Source organism: Pseudomonas sp. FDAARGOS_380 (assembly GCF_002591235.1).
In the GTDB taxonomy this organism is placed as follows: Bacteria; Pseudomonadota; Gammaproteobacteria; order Pseudomonadales; family Pseudomonadaceae; genus Aquipseudomonas; species Aquipseudomonas salmasensis.
The window spans coordinates 2650448-2675970 of the sequence record NZ_CP023969.1 but is presented as its reverse complement, the minus strand read 5'-3'; the positions used below and the strand labels follow the sequence as shown (position 1 = coordinate 2675970).

Here is a 25523-nt window from a genome sequence, read left to right as displayed (position 1 = left end):
CAGGCGACGCAGTGGAGACGACCGAGCAAAGTCTGAAAGCTCTGTCAGGCAAATCCGAACCTCAGGTGAACAGCTCGCCCTGCAGTTCATCGAGCAACATCTGGATCGCATCCAGCCGTTGCTGTGGGTCGTCCAGTTGCAGCAAGTCGATCTTGTCGGCCTCGGTAAACGGCAGCAGATAGGCCAACCGGTTGCCCAGGGCTTGCTGGCCTTCGACGTCACCGCCCATGTCCAGCGAAGCCACCATCGGGTGCTCGGCCAGGGCCTCAAGCAACGCCAGCAAGTCGGCGTCTTCTTCGCCCAGTGGCGGGTCCGGCAACTCTTGCAACCATTGCACGTCGGCCACCAGCAATTGGTCTTTCTGTACGTCGGTCTCATGCACGCGGAAACGACGCCCCCCTTCGACGCGAATGCCCAGCAGGCCGTTGTCCTGCTGTTTGAAGTCACGAATCAGCGCTTCACAACCGACAAGCGCATAACCGTCAGGGGCCATGCCCACCTCTGAGCCATCCAGGATGCACACCACACCAAAGCCTTCGCCCTTTTTCATGCAACGGCCGATCATGTCCAGGTAGCGCGCCTCGAATATCTGCAAGTCGAGGGTGCAGCCCGGGAACAGCACAGTGTTGAGGGGGAATAGCGCCAGACTCATAACGGTTTCCTTAAAACCTGGTTTAAACAATGACCGACACCGCCAACGGCAGGAACACCGCCGTAGCCACGCCCATCAAACTCATGGCCAGCGCCGCAAAGGCGCCGCACTCTTCGCTTTCCTGCAAGGCCACCGAAGTACCGACGGCGTGGGCGGTCATGCCCAAAGCCATGCCGCGCGCTTCGGGGCTGCGTACACCCAGGCGCGTCAAGAGCGCTGGGCCGATCATTGCGCCGACCACCCCAGTGATCAACACAAACACCGCTGCCAAGGCCGCCACGCCGCCGATCTGCTCGGCCACCAACATGGCAATCGGCGAGGTCACTGATTTGGGCGCCATGGTCATCAACACTCTGTGTTCGGCACCAAACCACCACCCCAACGCCACACAAAGGCCGGTGGCCAACACCCCGCCTACCACCAGCGTAGTAAAAATCGGCCAGAACAATTGGCGAATCCGTCGCAGGTTCAGATAAAGCGGCACCGCCAGGGCCACGGTCGCAGGCCCCAGCAGGATGCCCATGATCTCGGTGCTCTTACGGTATTCGGCGTAGCTCAGGCCGCAGGTGAGCAGCACGCCGATCACCAGCAACATCGACACCAGCACCGGCTGCAGGAAGATCCAGCGGGTTTTCTCGAACCCCGCCAGCACCAATTGATAAGCGCCCAGGGTGATACCGATACCGAACAGCGGGTGATGAATGACCGCCGTCCAGGCGCCCTGCCAGTCGAGGATCATTGGTCCTTCTCCTTGCGCTTGACCATCTGCTGCATCAGCACACCGACAAAGCCCATGGCGATCACCAGCGACAACACCAACGCCCCAACGATGGCCCAGAAATCCGCCACGATGTCCTTGGCGTACACCATCACCCCCACGGCCGGCGGCACCAGCAGCAGCGGCAGGTAACGCAACAGGCTGCCGGCCGCCAGGCTCAGGGGCTCGCCGACTTCACCGCGCCAGACCAGAAAGCCCAGCATCAGCAACAAGCCGATGATCGGCCCCGGCAACACCGGCACCAGCAAATGATTGATCGCGGTGCCGATCAATTGAAACAGCACCAGCCAGGTCAGGCCACGTAACAGCATCCCGCTCTCTCCCCCTCAACGCTCGCGCGCATTATAAGCATGCCCGACCTATGCTCCGGCATTCGCCAAAAGCATCTTGGGTTGACCGGGCTGATTGCCCATGATGATCTACATTGGTTCTCTGTCACCGATAAAAACGCCCGTTACCGATGGGCAAAAATGATGAACCAAGGAGAGACGCAATGCCCTATGTACCCGTAGCGCAGCTCAAAGATTACGTCGGCAAGGAACTGGGACGTTCCGAATGGCTCACCATCGACCAGGCGCGTATCAACCTGTTCGCAGAAGCCACCGGCGATCATCAGTTCATCCACGTCGACCCGGTCAAGGCGGCGCAAACCCCGTTCGGCAGCACCATCGCCCACGGGTTTCTGTCGCTGTCGCTGATGCCCAAGCTGATGGAAGACATCCTGATCATGCCCGAAGGCTTGAAGATGGCCGTCAACTACGGCCTGGACAGCGTGCGCTTTATCCAGCCGGTGAAAGTGAATTCCAAGGTGCGCCTGAACGTCACCCTCACTGACGTCACCGAGAAGAAACCCGGCCAATGGCTGTTCAAGGCCACCGCCACCCTGGAAATCGAAGGCCAGGAGAAGCCGGCCTACATCGCCGAGTCGCTGTCACTGTGCTTCGTATAACCACCACACCCCCACGGTAGGAGCGAGCTTGCTCGCGAAGGTCGTCATCGATAACGCGTGCTGGCTGAACAAATGCGGCGCCTGTGAGTTTTTCGCGGGCAAGCCCGCTCCTACAGGTGATGGATCCTGCGCATAGACCACTAGGTTCGGCACCCCGGCTACGGCATACTCGGCGCTCAATTATCCGGATCCCGCTATGCGCCCACTCGCTCCCCTTGCCCTTGCCCTGTTGCTCACCGCTTGCGGAGACGGCGAATCGCTGTTGCCGCCCGATGCGCGCCTGCCCGATGGCGGCCGCTACCGTGGCGATGTGGTCAACGGTTTGCTGCAAGGCCAAGGCCGCGTGGACTACCCCAATGGCAGCTGGTACGCCGGCCAGTTCGACAAAGGCCAGTGGCACGGCCAGGGCGAATGGCACGGCAGCAATGGCGAAGTCTATAAAGGCGAATTCAAGCAGGGCCTGTTTGATGGCCAGGGCAGCCTGACCACTTCGGGCAGCAGCTACGTGGGCGGCTTCAAGAACGGTCGACGCAACGGCGAAGGCACCCTCAAAGAGGGGCAGATGACTTATCGCGGCGAATTCCAGGACGACCAGTACTCAGGCCTGGGCCGCCTGGAACTGGCCGACGGCAGCCAGTACCAGGGCCAGTTCGCCCACGGCAAGCCCAATGGCGAAGGCCAGCGCAATGACGACAGCGGCAACCAGTTCAGCGGCCGCTTTGTCGATGGCCAACTGGAAGGCAATGGCACTTTTAATAGCGCCGAAGGCGATATCTATGTCGGCCAGTTCAAGCAGAACCAGCTCAACGGTAAAGGTCGCTACGAGAACGCCGACGGCGATGTATGGATCGGCCAGTTCAAGGAAGGCGCGCTGACCGGCAAAGGCGAACTGATCGGCGTCGATGGCAGCCACTATGTCGGCCAGTTCAGTGACTGGCGCTTTACCGGCGAAGGGCGTCTGAACCTCACCGATGGCAGTTTCTATATCGGAGGTTTCGACAGCGACAACTATCAAGGCCGTGGCACCCTGGTGCTCACCGACGGCACCGTGCAGTCCGGCACCTGGGTCAACGGCCTGCGCGTGCGCGACGCCGAGGGCACGCTGCTGCCCGACCCACTGGAGACCGGCATACTGGCCCAAGGCCGCTTGCTCGATGACGCCCTGGCAGCCGTGCCCGCGTCCACCCCGGCCGTGGAGCTGTACACTCTGGTGCTGGCCGGTGACGGCAAACAAAGCGTGTTCCTGCGCGAAGCCGATTACGTCAGCAACCTGCTCGCTACCCGCTTCGGCGCGCGCGGGCAAGTGCGCCTGGTCAACCACCGCGACCATATCGCCGACCGCCCCCTGGCCACCCGCGAAAGCCTGCGCCGCTCCGTGCAAACCCTGGCCGAACGCACCGGGCCGGAAGACCTGGTGTTCATTTACATGACCAGCCATGGCACCCATGAGCATGAACTGGTGCTCGACCAACCGCGCATGGAACTGGCCGACCTGCCCGCCGATGAACTGGCGGCCGTGCTCGCACCACTGAAAAACCGTGACAAGGTCATCGTGATCTCCGCCTGTTACTCCGGCGGCTTCATACCGGCGCTCAAAGATGAGCGCACCCTGATCATGACCGCCTCCCGTGCAGACCGCGTGTCGTTCGGCTGCTCGGAAGAAGCAGACTTCACCTACTTCGGCGATGCCCTTTTCGCACAAGCCTTCAACCAAACGGATGATTTGCAACACGCCTTCAAACTGGCACAACTGCACGTGGCCGAACGCGAACAGGCGGACAATTTCGAAGCCTCCGAACCGCAGATCTGGGCGCCTAAAGGCGTGATCGCTCATTGGCAATTATTACGTAAACAGCAGGCACGAAAGGCGCTCGAAAGCGTCTCAATGAATAGCAAGGAAGCCAAAGGCAACTAAGCTGTAACGTGTAACAAGGGGGAAACACCATGTACCTGACACCGCAGCATATCTTGCTGGCCGGGGCTTCCGGCCTCACGGGCGAACACCTGCTCGACCGCCTGCTCAACGAACCCACCGTGACCCGCGTGCTGGCACCCAGCCGCAAACCATTGGCTGAACATCCACGCCTGGAAAACCCGGTGGGCGACCCGGCGGTGTTCCTGCCGCAACTGAGCGGCCGCGTGGATATCGCCTTCTGCTGCCTGGGCACCACGATCAAAAAAGCTGGCTCGGAAGCGGCGTTCCGTGCGGTCGACCTGGACATGGTAGTGGCCTTCGCCAAGCGCGCACGGGAACTGGGCGCGCGGCACCTGATCGTGATCAGTGCGATTGGCGCCGACCCGAAATCCTCGGTGTTCTACAACCGGGTCAAGGGAGAAATGGAACTGGCGCTACGAGCGCAAGACTGGCCGCAGTTGACCATCGTACGTCCGTCGCTGCTGCTGGGCGAACGACTGGAACCGCGCCTGGCCGAGCAGTTGGCCGGGCCTTTGTCACGGCTTATTCCGGGCAAGTACCACGGTATTGAAGTCTGCGAACTGGCCCGCGCCATGTGGCGCCTGGCGCTGGAAGAACAGGATGGCGTGCGAGTGGTGGAGTCGGACGAGTTGCGCAAGCTCGGCAAGTAATGATGCAGGGCTCGTACTGGCCTCATCGCAGCATCGGTATCTAAATAACGCAGTAGCGCTCAACGCTAACCACGATGCGAAGCGAGCCGCTCTTGCTCTTGATCTGCTTGTGATCTTGATCTCAGGCGCCCCGTTAAACCACGCTGGCCGAACGCAGGCTTGAATTCGTGGGCAACCCGGCAGGACGCCGGGTTAGCCGCCCCGCGCCATGGATGGCGCGTGGCGGCGGCCCACGGATTCAAGCCTGCGTTCGGGCACACCGAGCCTAGGCGAGGTGCCGAGTGGTGGGGCGAGGACCTTTTGGTTACTTTTGGGTCCTTCCAAAAGTGACCCGCTGTCAGAGCGGAACCCTAGGTGGCCGTTACCGCAGCAATGGATATGTACACAATCCAGCTGTGTTGACTGCCAGGCCGCCTTCGCGAGCAAGCCCGCTCCCACATTTGGATCGCGGGGCGTCAGGTAGATATGCGCTGGCCGCCGGGGCCGGCCCAGGCAGCCACTGTCTTACAGCCCGCCCGTGGCGTTGAAGCCCACCCCCAGCACCGTCAACACCGACAGTGGCAACAACAAGGTATCGAACAGCGCACTGGCCGGCAGGTCGAGCTGTGGATAGCTCGGCGCCTCGGCGCCAAAGCGGTCCTTGGCGCAACAGCCACCATTGATCGCGTACAGATCCAGCCGCGTGCCGGCATACACCACCGGCGCGCCCGGTTGCGCCGCATCCAGCGTGCGCGCCGTGGCGCAGCCGGTAAGTTGCAGCGCCATCACCAGCAGCAGCGCTTTATTCATCGCCGCCCAGATGGTGCTCACCCCAACGCGGCAGCATGTCCTGGGGAATGTTCAACAGGTTGAGAATGCGTGCCACCACAAAATCCACCAGGTCATCGATGGTCTGCGGCTGGTGATAAAAGCCGGGCGACGCCGGCAAAATGGTCACGCCCATGTTCGACAACTTGAGCATGTGCTCCAGGTGAATGCTCGAATACGGTGCTTCGCGCGGCACCAGGATCAATTGGCGGCGCTCCTTCAAGGTCACGTCCGCCGCCCGTTCGATCAGGTTGTTGCAGGCACCCGTGGCAATCGCCGACAAGGTACCGGTGGAGCATGGCACCACCACCATGGCCGCCGGCGCACCGGAGCCCGAAGCTACCGGCGACATCCAGTCTTCTTTGCCGTAGACCTTGATCTGCCCCGCCGCCGCACCGGTGTACTCGGTGAGGAACGCCTGCATCGTCTGCACTTTGGAAGGCAGCGCGACATCAGTCTCGGTCGCCAGCACCAACTGCGCCGCCTTGGAGATCAGAAAATGCACTTCACGGTCTTCACGCACCAGGCAATCGAGCAGGCGCAGGCCGTAGGGCGCACCGGATGCGCCGGTCATCGCCAGGGTAATGCGCTCCGGCCCGCTCATTTCAGTGCCTCGGCCAGCTTGCCGTGCAGACCGCCGAAGCCGCCGTTGCTCATGACCACCACGTGGGTGCCGGGCTGGGCCAAGGACTTCACCTGCTCAATGATGCCTTCCAGCGAATCGCAAACCTTCGAAGGTATGGTGCACAGCGCAGCAATGCCCGGCAAATCCCAGCCGAGGTTGGCTGGCGCATACCACACCACCTGGTCGGCATCGTTGACGCTTTCGGGCAGGCCATCACGGTGCGCGCCGAGCTTCATGGAGTTGGAACGCGGTTCGACGATGGCGATGATCTGCGCATCGCCGACGCGCTTGCGCAGGCCATCGAGGGTGGTGGCAATTGCGGTTGGGTGGTGGGCAAAGTCGTCGTAAATGGTAATCCCATTCACGTCGGCGACTTTCTCCATACGCCGCTTCACGCTCTTGAAGGCGCTCAAGGCGGCAATGCCCATGGCTGGCACCACGCCAACATGCCGGGCGGCAGCCAGGCTCACCAAGGCATTAGCCACGTTGTGCTGGCCAGTCATGCCCCAATCGACGATGCCTTGGGCCTGGCCTTCGAACAGCACTTCAAACCGCGAACCGTCATCGCTGAGCAACCTGGCCTGCCACTGCCCGCCCGCGCCGGTGGTTTGCACCGGGGTCCAGCAGCCCATATCGATCACACGCTGCAACGCAGGCTCAGTGGTGGGATGAATGACCAGGCCTTCGCTGGGAATGGTGCGCACCAAGTGGTGGAACTGCCGCTCAATCGCCGGCAGATCGGGGAAGATATCTGCGTGATCGAACTCAAGGTTATTCAGGATCGCCGTGCGCGGGCGGTAGTGGACGAACTTGGAGCGCTTGTCGAAAAAGGCGCTGTCGTACTCATCGGCCTCGATCACAAAAAACGGTGTCTCACCCAGGCGCGCCGACACCGAGAAGTTCTGCGGCACACCGCCAATCAGGAAGCCCGGGCTCATGCCCGCATGCTCCAGCACCCATGCGAGCATGCTGCTGGTGGTGGTCTTGCCGTGGGTACCCGCCACTGCCAGGACCCAACGGCCTTGCAGCACGTGGTCGGCCAGCCACTGGGGGCCGGAGACGTAAGGCAAGCCTTTGTTCAGTACGTATTCCACCGCCGGGTTGCCGCGCGACATAGCGTTGCCGATGACGACCAGGTCCGGCACCGGGTCGAATTGCGAAGGGTCGTAGCCTTGCGTCAGCTCAATCCCTTGCGCCTGTAGCTGCGTGCTCATGGGTGGATAAACATTGGCATCGGAGCCTGTTACGTGATGGCCCAGCTCTTTGGCCAGAACCGCCATCGAACCCATGAACGTACCGCAGATACCCAGAATATGAATGTGCATAGTCGACCTCGTAAACATCGAGGCAGGTTAGCGTAGGGTGGGAAAGTTCGCACGCATTAGCTGAGGGCGAAACGCCCGCCGGTAGGATCCGGCGGGCAAAAGGGATGACTTAAACCGTGGTGCCCGCGTTGTTAAGCTCAGCGCCTTTCAAGGTCATGATTCGGTCAGCGGTTTTTTTCAAGGCATGGTACCGACGCTCGATCACGCCTAAGCGGCCACCGGTACCAGGGGACGTTTGTGACTCGATGTGAGGTTTGAAAATCAGCTCGTTGTCCTCGGCAATTTGTTTCATATGGGTTTCTGAAACGTCCAGTAACTGCTCAAGGTTACTCATGCGTGCCCCGCGCTCCTTGGGCCAGGCGTCGTCCATGACAAGCCGGTCTCCGGTGTTTCCCGCCAGCGTGATGATGAGATTGGCAAACTCCAGCAGCACCTTTTCTACGCGATCCAGATGGCGTGTGGCCCCAGGCGCAGGCTCATCGGGTGTGGGTGGCGTAACGACTGGCGGCGCTGGCTTCTGACCGGCTTGCACACCGCCAGGCAAATGCGGTGGCGGAGCCGGCACCGGCGACGGTACGTATTGGCCCTTGATCGCTTCCCCCGCAGCCACGGACCCGGCATAGGCGCCCACATTGATCGGCGCGCTGACCATGCCATTGATGCCTGCGTTGATGAACGCGTCCTTGACCATCTTGCCGGTAGAGGGCGATGTAGAAATAACGCCCGACTTGACCAGCCTGTCGGCATCCAACAGCCGCTGAGTGACATCGGCCACACTGACCTTGGGCGATTCCGCCGGTTTCACGGGGGTGGTGCCACCGAGAGGGGGCGTCTGAGGCCCCTTGGTCAGCGCGTCCTTGAGCCTACTGGCCGTCGACTGGCCTGAACTGCCCGCGGTCACACTGGTGCCAGAGGTGTCGTGGGTTGTCGTCGGTTTTTTCCCTCCCGTCGCGGTTTGGGGCCGGGTAGGCGTGGGACTGACCGGGGCCGGCGGTACCCTGGGCGACGGCGGGGGAGACACGGGCGGTGTGGGCCTGGACCCTCCCCCGAACCGCCGCCCGAAGATTCCACGCTTGACGCGCACCTTCGGCGTTTGATCTGCCTCCGGCTCAGACAACTGCGTGCCAGGCTCAGGCTCAAGGGGGTGCATCGGTTCGCCCCAGCCCGCCATCAAGGGCTGCGGTGCAGGCGCGGGCGTAACATCAAGTTGAACAGGGAGTTGTGGCACAGGAGTCGTTATTGGACTTGTAATATTCATGTGTTGTCACCCTAGAAGTTTCAAACAACGGTGTTTAAGGGCAAGTGATGCTCTGCCCTTATTCCATCAGTGCTTAAAACAACGCGCCACGTTCCGGGACGACGTGAGTGCGTAGAGCGATAAAAAACCTTAAATCACGTGGGACAAAAAACGAATAGTCCGCAATAACTGAGTTATTCCGACAACTGTCGCGCCCCTAATGCATAACCTCCCGTGAAATCCCATGTTTGCGTAACTTGCGGTACAGCGTATTGCGACTGACGCCCAACTGTTCAGCCACATGGCTCATATGCCAGCGCTGCTGCGCCAACGCATCGAGTAATGCCTGGCGCTCGGCGCTCTCCAGCGGCGAGGCGCACGGCGCATCCACCCTCTCCCCTTGGGGCCGCGCCTGTCGAATCAGCGCCGGCAAGTCTTCAAGACCGACTCGCCCGCCCTCACAGAGCGCCACCACCGTGCGCAACACGGTACGCATCTGCCGCAGGTTGCCGGGCCAGGGGAATGCCAACAGGGCCTGGCGCGCCGACTCGTCGAGCCTCACCTGCTCGGTGCCCGCCTCTTGGGCCAGGAGGAAGTCCAACAGTTGCGACTTGTCAGTGCGTTCGCGCAACGGCGGCAGGGCCACTTCCAAGCCGTTCAAGCGGTAATACAGGTCTTCGCGAAAGCTGCCATCGGCCACACGCTCCAGCAAATTGCGGTGCGTGGCGCTGATGATGCGCACGTTCACGGCTTGGGGTTCACCACCGATAGGCACCACCAGGCGGTCTTCCAGCACCCTTAACAGGCGGGTTTGCAGCGCCAGGGGCATGTCGCCGATTTCGTCGAGAAACAGCGTACCGCCATCGGCCTGTTGCAGCTTGCCGCGCATACCTTCTTTAAGGGCGCCAGTAAAACTGCCGGCGCGATAGCCAAACAATTCGCTCTCGATCAGGTTTTCTGGAATCGCCGCACAGTTCAGCGCGACAAAGGCCTTGTCGCCCCGCAGGCTAGTCTGGTGCACGGCCTTGGCGAAGGCTTCTTTACCACAGCCGGTTTCACCGTTGATCAGCAAGGGCACGTCGCGCTCGAAAACTCGCGAGGCCTTGCGCAGCTCATTTTGCAACGCCGGGTCGCCCAGGCAAATACCCAAAGGCCGTGGCGCCTGCGGCTTGATGATAGGGGCCGGCACACTGCGCGGCTGGCCTCGCAGCGCTGCAAACAGAGGCCGACCCTCGCGGGTGCGCAGCGGCCAACTGGCCGTGGCGTTCGCGCTGGCCCGCCCCAGCAACTGATCCAGGGAACAGTCGAAAAACGCTTCCACCGGCTGGCCCACCAAACCGCCGCGCAACTGCCCCAACAGGTTCAGGGCGCTCTGGTTGACCGCACAAATGCGCCCTTCGCCATCGAACGCCAGCAAGCCCTCGCTGAACAACCCGACCGACTCGGCCTGCAGGTGAAAACGCAACAGCCAGTGATGTTCGAAGTGGCGCAGGAAATAGCAACTTTCGATCATCTTGGCCGACAGGTTCACCAGCGCCATGGTGTGGAACTGGCTCTGGCGCGACACGGCTTCGCGGGCCGAGGACACATCCAGTACCGCCAGCAATTCACCGTGAGGGTCGAACACCGGGCTGGCCGAACAGGTCAGCCCGGTATGGCGGCCGCGAAAGTGTTCGTCACGGTGGATCGTCAACGACTGCCGTTCCACCAGGCAGGTGCCGATACCGTTGGTGCCTTCGCAGGCTTCGCTCCAGTCAGCGCCCAGCCATAAGCCAGCGCGCTCGAAGATCTTGCGCTCCGACGGCGCGGTGACACAGTTGAGGATCACCCCGCGCGCATCGGTGAGCAGCACCGCATGACCGGCGCCGGAAAGCTGTTGATGCAGGCTGTTCATTTCGCTGCCGGCGATGTGCAGCACTTGGCGCAGGCGTTCGCGACTTTCCAGCAGGCGCCCGTGTTCGAGCACGGTGGGCGCGATGGTCAGCGCCGGGTCGAGGTGGTAGTCCTCCACGCAGCGCAGCCAGGAGCGGGCGATGGACGGGTCGCTGCCAGGCCCCTGGGAAAGCTCTTGGCCCCGGGTGACGGTCAAGACTTGCTGGGCATGGCGACTGAAATGATCGTTATGCATGTTCTTATTATTCTCCCTGCGTGAGAACGCCCAGCATCCCCCAGCCATCCGGCCATTGCAATCCCGGCCCGACCCACCGGTCACAGGCTGTACCGTTTGTGGCACAAACTGTCACCTGCCTGTATCGCCCCTGTCACGGCAACGCCTTGCAACAAAGCCCAACCCCTTGATTTTGCGGGCCCGCACAGCAGTGGCCCAACCTTTGCTCTACGCTTTATAACGCGCTTGCCGCGCTGTACTCCAATAAACATAAAAGCAGGAGATGCCCACCATGCGTTATGCACACCCCGGTACTGAAGGCGCCATCGTTTCGTTCAAGGCCAAGTACGGCAACTACATCGGCGGCGAGTTCGTGGCGCCGGTCGATGGCAACTACTTCTCCAACACCTCGCCGGTCAACGGCAAGCCGATTGCCGACTTCCCGCGCTCCACCGCCAAAGACATCGACAAGGCGCTGGACGCCGCTCACGCAGCCGCCGATGCCTGGGGCAAAACCTCGGCCCAGGACCGCTCGCTGGTGCTGCTGAAAATCGCCGACCGCATCGAGCAAAACCTCGAGCTGCTGGCCATCACCGAAACCTGGGACAACGGCAAGGCCGTGCGTGAAACCCTCAACGCCGACATCCCCCTGGCCGCCGACCACTTCCGCTACTTCGCCGGCTGCATCCGCGCCCAGGAAGGCAGCAGCGCCGAAATCAACGAACTCACCGCCGCCTACCACTTCCACGAGCCGCTGGGCGTGGTCGGCCAGATCATCCCCTGGAACTTCCCGCTGCTGATGGCCGCGTGGAAACTCGCGCCAGCCCTGGCCGCCGGCAACTGCGTGGTGCTCAAACCCGCCGAGCAAACGCCGCTGGGCATCAGCGTGCTGATGGAACTGATCGGCGACCTGCTGCCGCCAGGCGTGCTGAACGTGGTGCACGGTTTTGGCAAGGAAGCCGGCGAAGCCCTCGCCACCAGCAAGCGCATCGCCAAGATCGCGTTCACCGGCTCAACGCCTGTGGGCTCGCACATCATGCATGCGGCGGCCGAGAACATTATTCCGTCCACGGTTGAGCTGGGCGGCAAGTCGCCGAACATCTTCTTCGCCGACATCATGAAAGCCGAACCTCAATTTATCGAAAAAGCCGCCGAAGGCCTGGTGCTGGCGTTCTTCAACCAGGGTGAAGTGTGCACCTGCCCTTCCCGTGCACTGGTGGAAGAGTCGATCTACGACGACTTCATGAAAGTGGTGATGAAAAAGGTCGAGTCGATCAAGCGTGGTGACCCGCTGGACACCGACACCATGGTCGGCGCCCAAGCGTCCGAGCAGCAGTTCGACAAGATCCTGTCCTACCTGGAAATCGCCAAGGGCGAAGGCGCGCAATTGCTCACCGGCGGCAAGGTCGAGAAGCTCACGGGCGACCTGGCCACCGGTTATTACATCCAGCCGACCCTGCTCAAGGGCACCAACGACATGCGTGTGTTCCAGGAAGAAATCTTCGGCCCGGTGGTGAGCATCACCACCTTCAAGGATGAAGCCGAAGCCCTGGCGATTGCCAACGACACCGAGTTCGGCCTGGGCGCTGGCCTGTGGACCCGCGACATCAACCGCGCCTACCGCATGGGCCGGGCAATCAAGGCCGGCCGCGTGTGGACCAACTGCTACCACCTGTACCCGGCGCATGCCGCGTTTGGCGGTTACAAGAAGTCTGGCGTGGGCCGTGAAACCCACAAGATGATGTTGGATCACTACCAGCAGACCAAGAACTTGCTGGTGAGCTACGACATTAATCCGCTGGGCTTTTTCTAACCCCACCAAGGCAACAACCGTCACTGTAGGAGCGAGCTTGCTCGCGAAGAACGTTAACGATAACGCGAGCAGCCTGACTCCCCGAGGCGCTCGCAAGTTTTTCGCGAGCAAGCTCGCTCCTACATTAGCGGCGTGTATCAGCCAAATAAGGGGTAGCAGGCAAGCCAGCTCCCACATTTGATATCACACGCAATTGCTACCTCGTTCGGCACACAGATGCCGAGTCAAAAACAATAAGAATGGAAGGTACTTCCCATGCCTAGCGAACCCACTGGTTCTTCTGTCGACTTCGAAAACGTCGGCACCGATTATTTTCAACAACGCGAACTGAAAAAAGGCGCCGCCGGCTGGGTATTACTGGTTGGCCTTGGCGTCGCCTATGTCATCTCCGGCGATTACGCCGGCTGGAACTTTGGCCTGGCCCAGGGCGGCTGGGGCGGCATGTTCCTCGCCACTTTGCTGATGGCCACCATGTACCTGTGCATGTGCTTTTCCCTGGCCGAATTGTCTTCCATGATTCCCACTGCTGGCGGTGGCTACGGTTTTGCCCGCAGCGCCTTCGGCCCCTGGGGCGGATTCCTCACCGGCACTGCCATCCTTATCGAATATGCCATCGCGCCCGCCGCCATTGCGGTGTTTATCGGCGCCTATTGCGAGTCGTTGTTCGGCATTGGCGGCTGGATGATCTACCTGGCGTTCTACATCATCTTTATCGGCATTCACATTTTTGGTGTGGGTGAAGCCTTGAAGTTGATGTTCGTGATCACCGCCGTCGCCGCGATTGCCTTGGGCGTGTTCCTGGTGTCGATGGTGCCGCACTTCAACGTCGCCAATCTGCTGGATATTCCGGTGACCGAGGCCAAGGGTGCCAGCAGCTTCCTGCCGTTCGGCTACGTCGGCGTGTGGGCCGCGATCCCTTATGCCATCTGGTTTTTCCTGGCGGTGGAAGGCGTGCCGCTGGCCGCTGAAGAAACCAAGAACCCCAAGCGCGACCTGCCGCGTGGGCTGATTGGCGCCATTGTGGTGCTGACCAGTTTTGCCCTGTTGATTCTGGTGATCGCGCCGGGCGGTGCGGGCACTTATGCGCTGATCAAATCCGGCAACCCACTGGTTGAAGCCTTGGCGTTGTCCTACGGCGGTTCCACCTGGATGGGCAGCTTCGTCAACCTGGTCGGGCTGGCGGGATTGATCGCGAGCTTTTTCTCGATCATCTACGCCTATTCGCGCCAGATTTTTGCCTTGTCCCGTGCCGGTTACCTGCCGCGCAAATTGTCCGAGACCAACAAAAGCAAGGCGCCAGTACTGGCACTGGTGATCCCCGGGATTATCGGCTTTGGCCTGTCGCTGACCGGCCAGGGTGACTTGCTGATTCTGGTGGCGGTGTTTGGCGCCACGATTTCCTACGTGTTGATGATGGCCGCCCACATCACCCTGCGCATCCGTCGCCCTAAAATGGAGCGGCCATACCGCACGCCCGGTGGCATCTTCACCTCGGGTGTGGCGCTGGTGCTGGCTTGCGTAGCCGTGGTGGCGGGCTTTTTGGTAGACCCACGCGTGGTGATTGGCGCGGCGATCATCTATGGAGTATTAATTGCTTACTTTGCTTTCTACAGCCGGCATCACTTGGTAGCAGGCACGCCGGAAGAGGAATTCGCGGCGATCCAAGCCGCAGAGGCCGCCCTGCACTAACTGCCGAAAACCTCGACGCGGCGCCTTGCCCACAGCAGGCTCGCGTCATCAAGGAGACACTGTATGGCAAGTTTTTCCCACGCGGTGGGTGCTCAAACCTACCGCTTCGACAGCCTCAAGGACGTGATGGCCAAGGCCAGCCCCGCACGCTCCGGGGACTTCCTCGCCGGTGTCGCCGCGCAGAATGACGGTGAGCGTGTGGCGGCGCAGATGGCGCTGGCAAATATCCCGCTCAAGCACTTCCTGCAGGAAGCATTGATTCCCTATGAAAGCGATGAAGTCACCCGGCTGATCATCGACACCCACGATAAGCAGGCGTTTGCAGCGGTCAGCCACCTCACTGTCGGCGGCCTGCGCGACTGGCTGCTCAGCGACGCGGCCGATGAACAGGCCCTACGCGCCTTGGCGCCAGGGCTGACACCGGAAATGGCCGCGGCCGTGTCCAAGATCATGCGCGTGCAAGACCTGGTGCTGGTGGCGCAGAAGATCCGCGTGGTCACCCAGTTTCGCGGCACCCTGGGTCTGCGCGGGCGCTTGTCCACGCGCTTGCAGCCCAACCACCCCACCGACGAACCCGCCGGCATCGCCGCGAGCATTCTCGACGGCCTGCTGTACGGCAACGGCGACGCCATGATCGGCATCAACCCGGCCACCGACAGCATCGCCTCGATCTGCGCCATGCTGGAGATGCTCGACGCGATCATCCAGCGCTACGAAATCCCCACCCAGGCCTGCGTGCTGACCCACGTCACCACCTCCATCGAAGCGATCAACCGCGGCGTACCGCTGGACCTGGTGTTTCAGTCGATTGCCGGCACCGAAGCGGCCAATGCCAGTTTCGGGATCAACCTGAACGTGCTGCAGGAAGGATACGACGCGGGCTTGAGCCTCAAGCGCGGCACCCTGGGCCAGAACCTGATGTACTTCGAAACCGGCCAGGGCAGCGCCTTGTCGGCCAATGCGCACTTTGGCGTCGACCAGCAAACCTGTGAAACCCGTGCCTACGCCGTGGCGCGGCACTTCAAGCCGTTTCTGGTGAACACCGTGGTCGGTTTTATCGGCCCGGAGTACCTGTACAACGGCAAGCAGATTATCCGCGCGGGCCTTGAAGACCACTTCTGCGGCAAGCTGCTCGGCGTGCCCATGGGGTGCGACATCTGCTACACCAACCACGCCGAAGCCGACCAGGACGACATGGACACCCTGCTGACCCTGCTCGGCGTGGCCGGCATCAACTTCATCATGGGCATCCCCGGCTCCGATGACATCATGCTCAACTACCAGACCACCTCGTTTCACGACGCCCTGTACGCCCGGCAAACATTGGGTTTAAAACCGGCGCCAGAGTTCGAGCAGTGGCTGGCGAAAATGGGCATCTTTACGCAGGCTGATGGCAAGGTGCGCTTTGGTAACAGCCTGCCACCGGCCTTTCGTCACGCCTTGGCGCAATTGGGATGAAGGAGCCGACTGTGCAACCAGAATTGCCTGACAACCCGTGGCTGGAACTGCGCCGCCTGACCCCGGCGCGTATTGCCCTGGGCCGCACCGGTACCAGCATTCCCACCAGCGCCCAACTGGACTTCCAGTTTGCCCACGCCCAGGCGCGGGACGCGGTGCACCTGCCCTTCGATCACACCGGCCTCAGCCGCCAATTGGCCGAACGTGGCCGAGACAGCCTGTTGTTGCACAGCGCCGCTACAGACCGGCACATGTACCTGCAACGCCCGGACCTGGGGCGACGCTTGAGCGATGAGTCGGCGCAAACATTGCGCGACTATGCTTCGGCCCAGCCCGGCGGGGTGGACTTGGCCATCGTAGTGGCCGATGGCCTGTCGGCATTGGCGGTGCATAAACACACAGCGCCGTTTCTGGCGCGCCTGGAAGAACAGACCCACGCCGAAGGCTGGTCCTTGTCACCGGTGATCCTGGTGGAGCAAGGCCGCGTGGCGGTAGCCGATGAAATCGGGCAGTTACTGGGCGCCAAGATGGTGGTGATCCTGATCGGCGAACGGCCGGGGCTCAGCTCGCCGGACAGCCTGGGCCTGTATTTCACCTACAACCCCAAGGTCGGCCTCACCGATGCCTATCGCAACTGCATCTCCAATGTGCGGCTGGAGGGCTTGAGTTATGGCATGGCGGCCCATCGCTTGCTGTACTTGATGCGCGAGGCGTGTCGCCGGCAGTTGTCGGGGGTCAATCTCAAGGATGAGGCGCAGGTTCAGACCCTGGAATCCGACGACCCGGACCTGATGAAGGGCAATTTCCTGCTCAGCCCGGCGGATGACCGATAGCGGCACGATTGCGCTTTTTGGCGTCATTAGGCAGCATCGAGTCACGGCCGCTCGTGTGGTCATACCCCATTTGGAAGTTGAGGCCTGGCATGCGGATTACTCAAGCGACCCTGGAACACCTGGACCTGTTGACCCCGTTGTTCGTCAAATACCGCGAGTTCTATGGGGCCTTGCCGTTCCCGGACTCGTCACGGGCCTTTTTGGAAAAGCGCCTGCGGCGCAAGGAGTCGGTGATCTACCTGGCCCTGGCCGACGATGACGACAAGCGGCTGCTGGGGTTTTGCCAGCTGTATCCGAGTTTTTCTTCGCTGTCGCTCAAGCGGGTGTGGATCCTCAACGACATCTATGTGGCCGAGGATGCGCGTCGGCAACTGGTGGCCGACAACCTGATGCGCACGGCCAAGAAAATGGCCAAGGACACCCACGCGGTGCGGTTGCGGGTATCGACCAGCAGCGATAACGACGTGGCGCAGAAGACCTATGAGTCGATTGGGTTTCGCGAAGACACCGAATTCAAAAACTACGTGCTGCCGATCAACGAAGACTGAAAACCGGTAAGCCAAACACCGCCATTTCCTTGTGGGAGCTGGCTTGCCTGCGATGGCGGAGGGTCAGCCATACTGTATCGGCTATCGCAGCATAGGTATCTACCTGACCCTGTGGCGAGGGAGCTTGCTCCCGTGACGGCCTGACATCCGACGCTTATCTACCTGACGCGACGCAGTCCAAATGTGGGAGCTGGCTTGCCTGCGAAGACGGCCTGACAGCCAACACAGTTGGATTGTGTACATATCCATAGCCGCGGTAACGGCCACCTAGGGTTCCGCCCTGACGGCGGCTCACTTTCGAAAAGCGCGAAAGTAAGCAAAGCGCTCTTGCCCCACCACTCGGCACCTCGCCCAGGCTCGGTGTGCCCGTAATCCGTCAGTGATTTGGGGGGCCGCCGCCACGCGCCATCCATGGCGCGGGGCGGCTAAACCGGCATCCCTGCCGGTTTACCCCCCAAATCCCTGTCGAATTCCGGCCAGCGTGGTTTAACGGGGCGCCTAAGATCAAAAGCAGATCAAGATCAAGAGCGGCTCGCTTCGCATCGTGGTTACCTTTGGCGCTACAGCGTGGCGTTAATACCTATGGCCATCGCAGGCAAGCCAGCTCCCACACTTGATCCGGCGACTCAGGCGAAGCCCAACCCCTTCACAATTTCGCGACACTCCCCGCTACAAAAGCCACACGCTTTTCACCTCTCAATCCGTATAATGCCGACCTTTCAGGGTTGTAAGAACCGCGACAATTACTTGTAGCCTTATTGCCTGAGCTTCCGCACAAGCCCGCTGAGCCGGGCTATTCACACAGGTGCCATCCATGGATTTCAACCCGCTCGACCTTATCCTGCATCTCGACGTTTACCTCGACATGCTGGTAACCAATTACGGTCCGTGGATCTACGCCATTCTGTTCCTGGTGATTTTTTGCGAAACCGGCCTGGTGGTCATGCCCTTCCTGCCGGGCGACTCCTTGCTGTTTATCGCCGGTGCCGTAGCGGCCGGCGGCGGTATGGACCCAGTCTTGCTGGCCGGCCTGCTGATGCTGGCGGCCATCCTCGGCGACAGCACCAACTATGTGATCGGACGAACGGCGGGCGAGCGGTTGTTCAGCAACCCGAACTCGAAAATCTTCCGCCGCGACTACCTGCAAAAAACCCACGACTTCTACGACAAGCACGGCGGCAAAACCGTGACCCTGGCGCGCTTCCTGCCGATCCTGCGCACCTTCGCGCCGTTCGTCGCGGGCGTGGCCAAGATGCCGTATCCGCGCTTCTTCGGCTTCAGCGTACTGGGCACCATCCTGTGGGTCGGCGGCCTGGTGACCTTGGGTTACTTCTTCGGCAACGTGCCTTTTATCAAGAAGAACCTGTCGCTGCTGGTGGTGTTCATCATCCTGCTGTCCCTGGTGCCGATGATTATTGGCGTGGTGCGCAGCCGCTTTGGCCGCACTTCTTCCGAAGCCAACCCGCACTGACTGCCCGTGTGGTCCTTCAGCGCCTGGCGTCGCCGGCGCCTGCTGGCCAAGCACCCGATTGCCGATGACACCTGGCAACGGGTGCGCCACCACCTGACCTTCCTCGACGGCATCACGCCGGAGCAAGACCAGTGGCTGCGCGAAGCCTGCGTGGTGTTCCTCAGTGAAAAACACCTCACCGCCCTGCCCGGCGTCGAACTGCACCAGGAACAACGCCTGCTGCTCGCCGCCCAGGCGCAACTGCCGCTGATGAACCTGGGCGACCTCGACTGGTACCAAGGCTTTCATGAGATCGTGCTGTACCCCGACGACTTCCTCAGCCCACAACGCCATCGCGATGCCAGCGGCGTCGAACACGAGTGGGACGGCGAACACAGCGGCGAAGCCTGGCAACAGGGCCCGGTGATCCTCGCCTGGCCCGGCGTGCTCGCCAGCGGCCAATGGGAAGGCTACAACCTGGTCATTCACGAACTGGCGCACAAGCTGGACATGCTCAACGGCGACGCCAACGGCCTGCCGCCCCTGCACCACGACATGCGCGTGCAAGACTGGGCCAGCGTCATGCAAGGCGCCTTCGATGACCTCAACCGCCAACTGGACGCCAACCCGGACGCCGAGACCGAGATAGACCCTTACGCTGCGGAAAACCCGGCGGAGTTCTTCGCCGTCACCAGTGAATATTTCTTCAGCGCCCCGGATTTATTGGCCAATAGTTATCCACAGGTGTACGCCCAACTCAGCCGCTTTTATCGCCAGGATCCCTTGGCCCGCCTAGCCCAACTGCAAGCCAGCGACCCGCGCTACTCGCCACAGGGCGAATGACCGTACGACGCTTGGCGCATGGCATCGGCGTCAGAATATGCCTATAATCGCCGCCACTTTTAGGCCAATCCGGCCATGTCATATGGCCAACTAACGGGGGCAAAGCCCAATGAGCTACAGCAAGATTCCGGCTGGCAAAGACCTGCCGAACGACATCTACGTCGCCATCGAAATTCCGGCCAACCACGCGCCGATCAAATACGAAATCGACAAAGACAGCGACTGCCTGTTCGTTGACCGTTTCATGGCCACCCCGATGTTCTACCCGGCCAACTACGGTTTTATCCCTAACACCCTGGCTGACGACGGTGACCCCCTCGACGTGCTGGTGGTGACCCCTTACCCGGTCACCCCAGGCTCGGTTATCCGCGCGCGCCCAGTTGGCATCCTGAACATGACCGACGACGGCGGCGGCGATGCCAAAGTCATCGCAGTACCACACGACAAGCTGTCCCAGCTGTACGTGGACGTGAAGGAATACACCGACCTGCCGCCACTGCTGCTGGAACAGATCAAGCACTTCTTCGAGAACTACAAAGACCTCGAAAAAGGCAAATGGGTGAAGATCGACGGTTGGGGCAACGCAGACGCCGCCCGCGCCGAGATCATGAAGTCGGTTGCCGCCTACAAAGGCTGATACCCGCGCCTCATTGCTACTGCAAATAAAGAGCCCCGTTAATTCGGGGCTTTTTTATGGGCCGAATTAAACATCAAGTTCAATGTTTATTTGCAGCGTTTAACTAAGTTGCACACCTGAAAGATCCAGCCACAACTAAGCCAAATCCTACAACCGCAAATCAACGCATGGTTTATTTGATTAGACTTTCCGGCCAGTAAACTCTGCGTTTATGAATACATCAGGTGATCGTTTAAAAGCGCTACTACGGGAAGTTCATCTTTCCGCCTCCGACTTCGCCAAGAACCGCGGCGTCACGCCTCAGCACGTGAACAACTGGTTCAAACGCGGCGTCCCCATGGGCCGACTCAACGAGATCGCAGAATTGCTGTGCGTCTCAAGTCGCTGGTTAAGCGACGGCAAAGGCCCCAAACACCCGCCTGCCAACTACCTGTTGGAAGGCCCCACCGCAAGGATTGCAACCGCCCGCGAAGACACAGGCAAATACCTCACAGGCCCCGCCTGCCGCCCGGAAAAAACCGACGTGGAGATCCCTCTCCACCCCACCTTCACCTCAACCGAACGCATCCGCGTCTCCCTGCACAGCCTGGAAACACTCAACGTCAACCCCGACCGCGCGATAGGCGCCTACATGGTCGACAACAGCATGATCGACATCATCCAACAAGGCGCTACCCTCGCCATCGACCGAGGCCGCACCCAAATCATCGACGGTGAAATCTACGCCGTCGAACACGACGGCATGCTGCGCATCAAATACCTCTACAACCGCCCTGGCGGCGGCCTGCGCATGCGCAGCCACAACGCCAGCGAACACCCGGACGAATACCTCAACCACGAGGAGCGCTTCGAGCAAAGCTTCAAGATCGTCGGCTGGGTATTCTGGTGGTCCACCCTCAACAACCGCCGCCCACCGGTGCCACTGGATGAACACCTGCTGGGCTGGGAAGGCTCTAAATCGGAACCGGAGGTGGGCAATTGAAGTGAATGTGGGTATCATGCGCCGCACATTTGGCAGGGGTCGCTTTTAGCTGATTCCCTGCTGGCGAAGCGGAGGAGTTCCCGCGGATGCCCCTACTATTCAGCCTGACGCAATGTGGGCTGAGCGATTTGAAGGCTGGTGAGGTTTGTCAAAAACAAGCTGAGGCAGTCCCCGAGAAGCCGGCCACAAGCCGGCTTTTTATTTGTCCAAAACAATCCTACCAAATCCAAATAAAAACCTGATAGCCTAGTAAAATCAAGGGCTACGGCTATTTCCTTATCCTATCCCGTCCTATGCTGTACAACCCCATCCGACAACAAAGTGGGGGGACAGATGGGGGGATAACTAATAGCCATGCGGTGGGGACACGATGGGCAAGCTAAATCCAAAACAGGTTGAGAACCTGACAGAAGCAGGTACCTATGAAGATGGTGACGGACTACGCCTCGTAGTCAAAGCCACAGGACGCAAGTCTTGGTTGCTTCGATTTCAGCTCGCGGGTCGCCGTCGAGAAATGGGACTGGGTTCTTATCCAGAAGTCAGCCTCAAGAACGCCCGACTTGAAGCAAGCGCCAAACGCCGACATTTGATAGATGGTATCGACCCTCTTGCCGCACGGGATCAGGAGCGCACAGCTCGACGTGAGGCTCAACGATCCCAAGAGGCAAAACAACTCAAGTTTGAAACGCTGGCAAAAGATTATTGGACCGCGCACGGTGGGGCTTGGTCTGAACGGTGGCGCAAAGGCTGGATGCGCAAGCTAGAACTCTATGCATTTCCACATATTGGCAAGCTGGCTGCAGAGCAAATCGAGACTTCGCACCTTCTCAAGCTTTTACAACCTATCTGGGTCATAAAAACACGAACGGCAGACGAGGTACGTGGACAAATTGAACAGATCCTAGACGCTGCAAAATCTCGAGGGCTTCGCGAAGGAGAAAACCCAGCAAGATGGCGTGGTCATCTGGATAATTTGCTGAGCCGAGTGGAAAAGAAAAAAGCCAGGAAACGTGAACATTTCCCTGCAATGCCGTGGCAAGACGTACCAACTCTAATGCGTCAGCTAAAAACACACATGACTGCACCATCGCTTGCCGCACAACTGCTAATTATGACCGGTGCACGTGCTCATATGGTGAGGTTCGCTCGGTGGGATGAGTTCGACTTGGAGGCTTGTACGTGGTCACTTGCTGATGAGCGCATGAAAACTCGAGTCGCCTTCACAATTCCACTTACTGACGAGATCGTGGAGTGTGTTCGTGCCATCCCCCGTATTGAAGGCAGTCATTTTTTATTCCCCGGCCAAGGAAAAAGCGGTGTAATGCATGCGAATGCGATACGCAACCTCCTACATGGAATGGGCTATAAGTCGATTACGCGCCATGGTTTCCGATCTTCATTCCGTGATTGGGCCGGCGAATGTACAAATTACCCCCGAGAAGTTTGTGAAATGGCCCTGGCGCATGATGAGCGCGACCAAACTGAAGGCGCGTACTCTCGATCAGACTTCCTAGAAAAGCGCAGAGAATTGATGAGCGAATGGACCAGCTATATTCATAGCAAGTAGAGTTAAGCGAACCTACCTCTCAACACTACAAACAAAAATCAAGATCAGCGAAAAAGTATGCGTATCAAAAATAGAGTACCAGACTCACTAAAGGAGTTCCTGACAAAGGAGTCCCCTTCTAATGCCGAGGGGTGCCTTGAGGCTTTCGACACTATTGCTACAAATATTTTCCAAAAACTTCTTGGTGACTCTACGTACGAGGACCTGCTAGATCAACATCAGAAAAGCATAATCCTTGGCAATTTTGACGCTGACAAATTAAAGACTATGCGCCAAAATCTAAGCAACGAACTAGACAACTCAATACTCAGCCTGACTTATCACAGCAAACTTGCCCTCACATACAGAATCATCGCAGAAGATTATTACGATGCAAAGCTACACATCCAGACCATTGTAGAACTGATGAACGCAAACTTCCATCTAGGAGCAGCAGCATCCGCATACGAAGTCACCCTAGGAAAGGCCGTGATACTTTCGGAAAAGAACTCAAACAGCGCAAAAAACAAAAATGAAATCTTCGAAGTCTCTGCAACCCACTTTGCTTCTCTGATTAGAACACACGCACCCAACAACGGCTGGAGAACCAAGCAAGAAGCCGCAGACAAGCTTAACGACCTAATGGTTAATTACGAAAAAAATACTCTGCACAGAACCAAGGTGAAAAATGATATTACAGATCGTCTAAAAGCGTGGATGCGAGAAAGAGAATGCGTCAAGCATGCTATAATCGAGACGCTGTCATCTTCGCGAAAGTAAGTAGTAAAATCACCCTTTTAAAACACTCCGCCCGATTGATCGAAAGCGTGCATCAACATCAACTCGAAGAAGAACATCAGACTTTATTATCAGGCAAACTTCTTCTTGCACCTGGCGCTCGATTGCGACGAGCCCAACTCTGCCTTGTGGATCGTCTCGAGATACGACATCATGAAACTCTATAGAGGGGTCATTTCGAGCAGAACCAAAACTCTTTCCCTGACCTTCTAAAAAGCACTCCAACTTTCTCAAATAGTTCGCATCAAAAAAAATATAAACCTTTGAATAATATCTTTTAAACAGTCCAAACTCAATTTTCCAAACATACCCAAAAACCTCAGAAGATCCAAAACTTCCTCCCATGTTGCGCACAAAACTTTTCAGGTTCTTTCTAACCTGAGCCAAATCCCCCACTCCAAAGCACCCCTCACCGAAGCTATAGCTATAATTTATATTTACAACCATTACTCTCGCATGAGGGTAACGACAAAAAACATTCCGAACATACACTTCATATTCTTTTATATTACCCCTCACATTGCGCTCATAGTTTCTAGCTACAACCCTCAACTTATCCAAGCCGATACGGCGATCGAGCTCAGCGCGCAGAGCTTCCGCAAAAATCAAATAATCTGCACCACAACTAAAACCAGAAACTTCTGACTTGATCATTCCTTCTCCTATTATTTCTTTAACCGTGCAAAACGCCGAAATATAAGGATGCAGCCTTGCTCCGGAGAAGGCGTCCACCAACCCCTTTTGATCTATACACAACCCGCTTATAAAATTGCGTCCAAACGCAGTAAGCCCGCTCATCCCATCAGATAAAACCAGTTCTTTCCCTGCAATAAACCCCGCCATAATCTCAATAACAGAACACGCATCCGGTATAGAGTTGGAGTCTAATAAAACACGATTTTTACACCCACTCACACGCAAAAACGCCCTATCAACGATCAATCTATCTTGATCAACACCTTTAGAAATTTCATCAATCAACATGTTCAGCCTCAATCGCAGCCTATACTCAGTAAACCTCACTCACTAAAACTGCACGAGAACGAATCCACAGCTCGATACTACTCTCCAGCCAGCCAACTGCGGACAGACCGATTTTAAAAGGGCGAGGAAAACACTCATCGTATCGGGGCGATTTAGGATTTAACCGATCATAGATCGCTGATCTGGATAGACCGACCCGCTCCTCCACATGCTTGATACGTAATATCTTTGCTGCTGCATCCTCTGTCCACATAGTTCCACCAAAGGCAAACAATTTGGTGCAACCTTAAGGACTGCCACGCTCGCTGTGTAGCAGAGTGCCGTGGCACTCCCACTTTTTCATTCAAATAAGTTAAATCCCACCCCACGCCCGTTTCGACACAATTAAATCCCACCCCCCAGTTTTTCGGGCCTCAGAGCCATGTAATCGCGCCGTGCCACGATTCAAAAAAAACTCGACCACACATAACACCGATGACATCTCCACCAAGAAGGTTAGCCTCATGTCATTGCAGTGCCCTCGCTGTCACTCCCCAAAAGTCGCTTCATTCCATCACGCCATGAAAATCGGCGCGACCATCGGCACCGTTGGCGGTGCTGCGCGCGGCATCAGTGCTGCGCTGGCTGGCGGTCAGGCTGGTGCGCTTATTGGCGCTATTGCTGGGCCTGTGGGTATCACACTTGGCTCCGTATCGGGTGCCATCCTCGGTGGCCTCGCCGGCGGGGTTGGTGGTTGTGCGCTCGGCGCCCAACTCGGTGAGTCGCTCGATCGCCACGTCCTGGCCCACAACCTCTGCCTGCTATGTGGTCACCGCTTTAACCTACCGACCTAATCCGGTCACTTTCTCTTCTATCTATTAGGTCCGTTTCGGTGCT

General features: G+C 58.9%; 25 protein-coding genes. 15 read left to right on the top strand and 10 right to left on the bottom strand.

The genetic code is table 11. From position 1 onward, the window contains the following. Positions 1-61: 61 nt before the first annotated feature. The 3 genes from CRN80_RS12690 to CRN80_RS12680 are packed head-to-tail and all read right to left on the bottom strand — an operon-like array spanning position 62 to position 1741. Positions 62-652: an LON peptidase substrate-binding domain-containing protein gene (locus CRN80_RS12690; RefSeq protein ID WP_047711863.1), complete on the bottom strand. Its 591-nt coding sequence runs from the start codon at positions 650-652 to the stop codon at positions 62-64. 22 nt (positions 653-674) lie between these two features. Next, the gene (locus tag CRN80_RS12685; protein WP_032895141.1) at positions 675-1391 is read right to left on the bottom strand and encodes an LrgB family protein; all 717 of its coding nucleotides are present in this window, start codon (positions 1389-1391) and stop codon (positions 675-677) included. Further along, positions 1388-1741: a CidA/LrgA family protein gene (locus CRN80_RS12680; RefSeq protein WP_003194494.1), complete on the bottom strand. Its 354-nt coding sequence runs from the start codon at positions 1739-1741 to the stop codon at positions 1388-1390. The genes CRN80_RS12685 and CRN80_RS12680 overlap by 4 nt, the downstream gene beginning before the upstream one ends. Positions 1742-1923: 182 nt before the next feature. On the opposite strand from CRN80_RS12680, the gene CRN80_RS12675 reads away from it, so the two are divergent. The 3 genes from CRN80_RS12675 to CRN80_RS12665 all read left to right on the top strand — a co-directional run bounded on the left by CRN80_RS12675 (position 1924) and on the right by CRN80_RS12665 (position 4965). Beyond that, positions 1924-2379 carry a MaoC family dehydratase gene (locus CRN80_RS12675; protein WP_003194496.1) on the top strand — a complete coding sequence of 152 codons (456 nt, stop codon included), beginning with the start codon at positions 1924-1926 and terminating at the stop codon, positions 2377-2379. Positions 2380-2575: 196 nt separating this feature from the next. Beyond that, positions 2576-4294 carry a C13 family peptidase gene (locus CRN80_RS12670; protein ID WP_032895140.1) on the top strand — a complete coding sequence of 573 codons (1719 nt, stop codon included), beginning with the start codon at positions 2576-2578 and terminating at the stop codon, positions 4292-4294. A gap of 29 nt (positions 4295-4323) precedes the next feature. After that, positions 4324-4965: an oxidoreductase gene (locus tag CRN80_RS12665; RefSeq protein WP_014720096.1), complete on the top strand. Its 642-nt coding sequence runs from the start codon at positions 4324-4326 to the stop codon at positions 4963-4965. Between the two features lie 504 nt (positions 4966-5469). Here the strand turns inward: CRN80_RS12665 and CRN80_RS12655 are convergent. The 5 genes from CRN80_RS12655 to CRN80_RS12635 form a co-directional block, all read right to left on the bottom strand. Then, the gene (locus CRN80_RS12655; RefSeq protein ID WP_098952605.1) at positions 5470-5754 is read right to left on the bottom strand and encodes a YceK/YidQ family lipoprotein; all 285 of its coding nucleotides are present in this window, start codon (positions 5752-5754) and stop codon (positions 5470-5472) included. Next, a complete protein-coding gene (ubiX, locus tag CRN80_RS12650) occupies positions 5747-6376 on the bottom strand; it encodes a flavin prenyltransferase UbiX (RefSeq protein ID WP_003194503.1) in 630 nt (209 codons plus the stop codon). Before ubiX ends, CRN80_RS12655 begins: the two co-directional genes overlap by 8 nt. Beyond that, positions 6373-7722 carry a UDP-N-acetylmuramate:L-alanyl-gamma-D-glutamyl-meso-diaminopimelate ligase gene (gene mpl / locus CRN80_RS12645; protein WP_098950272.1) on the bottom strand — a complete coding sequence of 450 codons (1350 nt, stop codon included), beginning with the start codon at positions 7720-7722 and terminating at the stop codon, positions 6373-6375. The genes ubiX and mpl overlap by 4 nt, the downstream gene beginning before the upstream one ends. A gap of 109 nt (positions 7723-7831) precedes the next feature. Continuing rightward, positions 7832-8527: a hypothetical protein gene (locus CRN80_RS31650; protein ID WP_098950271.1), complete on the bottom strand. Its 696-nt coding sequence runs from the start codon at positions 8525-8527 to the stop codon at positions 7832-7834. 649 nt (positions 8528-9176) lie between these two features. Beyond that, positions 9177-11087 (bottom strand): sigma-54-dependent Fis family transcriptional regulator, encoded by a 1911-nt coding sequence (locus tag CRN80_RS12635; protein WP_098950270.1) that lies wholly within the window; start codon positions 11085-11087, stop codon positions 9177-9179. A gap of 271 nt (positions 11088-11358) precedes the next feature. Here CRN80_RS12635 and CRN80_RS12630 point away from each other — a divergent pair, with 271 nt between their 5' ends. From CRN80_RS12630 to CRN80_RS12565, 11 genes are all read left to right on the top strand, one after another. After that, positions 11359-12879, top strand: coding sequence for an aldehyde dehydrogenase family protein (locus CRN80_RS12630; RefSeq protein WP_032895131.1), 1521 nt, complete (start codon positions 11359-11361; stop codon positions 12877-12879). A gap of 255 nt (positions 12880-13134) precedes the next feature. Next, the gene (eat, locus tag CRN80_RS12620) at positions 13135-14568 is read left to right on the top strand and encodes an ethanolamine permease (RefSeq protein WP_098950268.1); all 1434 of its coding nucleotides are present in this window, start codon (positions 13135-13137) and stop codon (positions 14566-14568) included. Between the two features lie 63 nt (positions 14569-14631). Further along, positions 14632-16026, top strand: coding sequence for an ethanolamine ammonia-lyase subunit EutB (locus CRN80_RS12615; protein ID WP_098950267.1), 1395 nt, complete (start codon positions 14632-14634; stop codon positions 16024-16026). Continuing rightward, complete coding sequence (gene eutC, locus CRN80_RS12610; RefSeq protein WP_098950266.1) at positions 16023-16859, top strand: ethanolamine ammonia-lyase subunit EutC; 837 nt, start codon at positions 16023-16025, stop codon at positions 16857-16859. Before CRN80_RS12615 ends, eutC begins: the two co-directional genes overlap by 4 nt. Before the next feature lie 89 nt (positions 16860-16948). Next, the gene (locus tag CRN80_RS12605; protein WP_014720105.1) at positions 16949-17407 is read left to right on the top strand and encodes an N-acetyltransferase; all 459 of its coding nucleotides are present in this window, start codon (positions 16949-16951) and stop codon (positions 17405-17407) included. 814 nt (positions 17408-18221) lie between these two features. Beyond that, a complete protein-coding gene (locus tag CRN80_RS12595; RefSeq protein WP_003194521.1) occupies positions 18222-18878 on the top strand; it encodes a DedA family protein in 657 nt (218 codons plus the stop codon). A gap of 6 nt (positions 18879-18884) precedes the next feature. After that, positions 18885-19700 carry a zinc-dependent peptidase gene (locus tag CRN80_RS12590; RefSeq protein ID WP_098950264.1) on the top strand — a complete coding sequence of 272 codons (816 nt, stop codon included), beginning with the start codon at positions 18885-18887 and terminating at the stop codon, positions 19698-19700. Between the two features lie 109 nt (positions 19701-19809). Further along, a complete protein-coding gene (ppa, locus tag CRN80_RS12585) occupies positions 19810-20337 on the top strand; it encodes an inorganic diphosphatase (protein WP_003176323.1) in 528 nt (175 codons plus the stop codon). Positions 20338-20548: 211 nt separating this feature from the next. Next, the gene (locus tag CRN80_RS12580; protein ID WP_003194525.1) at positions 20549-21319 is read left to right on the top strand and encodes a S24 family peptidase; all 771 of its coding nucleotides are present in this window, start codon (positions 20549-20551) and stop codon (positions 21317-21319) included. Between the two features lie 370 nt (positions 21320-21689). After that, entirely contained in the window at positions 21690-22886 is a 1197-nt protein-coding gene (locus CRN80_RS12570; protein WP_098950263.1) for an integrase arm-type DNA-binding domain-containing protein, read from the top strand. 57 nt (positions 22887-22943) lie between these two features. Beyond that, positions 22944-23645 carry a hypothetical protein gene (locus CRN80_RS12565; RefSeq protein WP_098950262.1) on the top strand — a complete coding sequence of 234 codons (702 nt, stop codon included), beginning with the start codon at positions 22944-22946 and terminating at the stop codon, positions 23643-23645. Positions 23646-23654: 9 nt separating this feature from the next. Here the strand turns inward: CRN80_RS12565 and CRN80_RS12560 are convergent, their stop codons facing one another. Further along, a complete protein-coding gene (locus CRN80_RS12560) occupies positions 23655-24647 on the bottom strand; it encodes a hypothetical protein (protein WP_098950261.1) in 993 nt (330 codons plus the stop codon). A gap of 25 nt (positions 24648-24672) precedes the next feature. Then, a complete protein-coding gene (locus CRN80_RS12555; RefSeq protein WP_098950260.1) occupies positions 24673-24900 on the bottom strand; it encodes an AlpA family transcriptional regulator in 228 nt (75 codons plus the stop codon). Between the two features lie 307 nt (positions 24901-25207). Here CRN80_RS12555 and CRN80_RS31640 point away from each other — a divergent pair, with 307 nt between their 5' ends. Continuing rightward, entirely contained in the window at positions 25208-25480 is a 273-nt protein-coding gene (locus tag CRN80_RS31640; protein WP_256588881.1) for a hypothetical protein, read from the top strand. Positions 25481-25523: the final 43 nt, after the last annotated feature.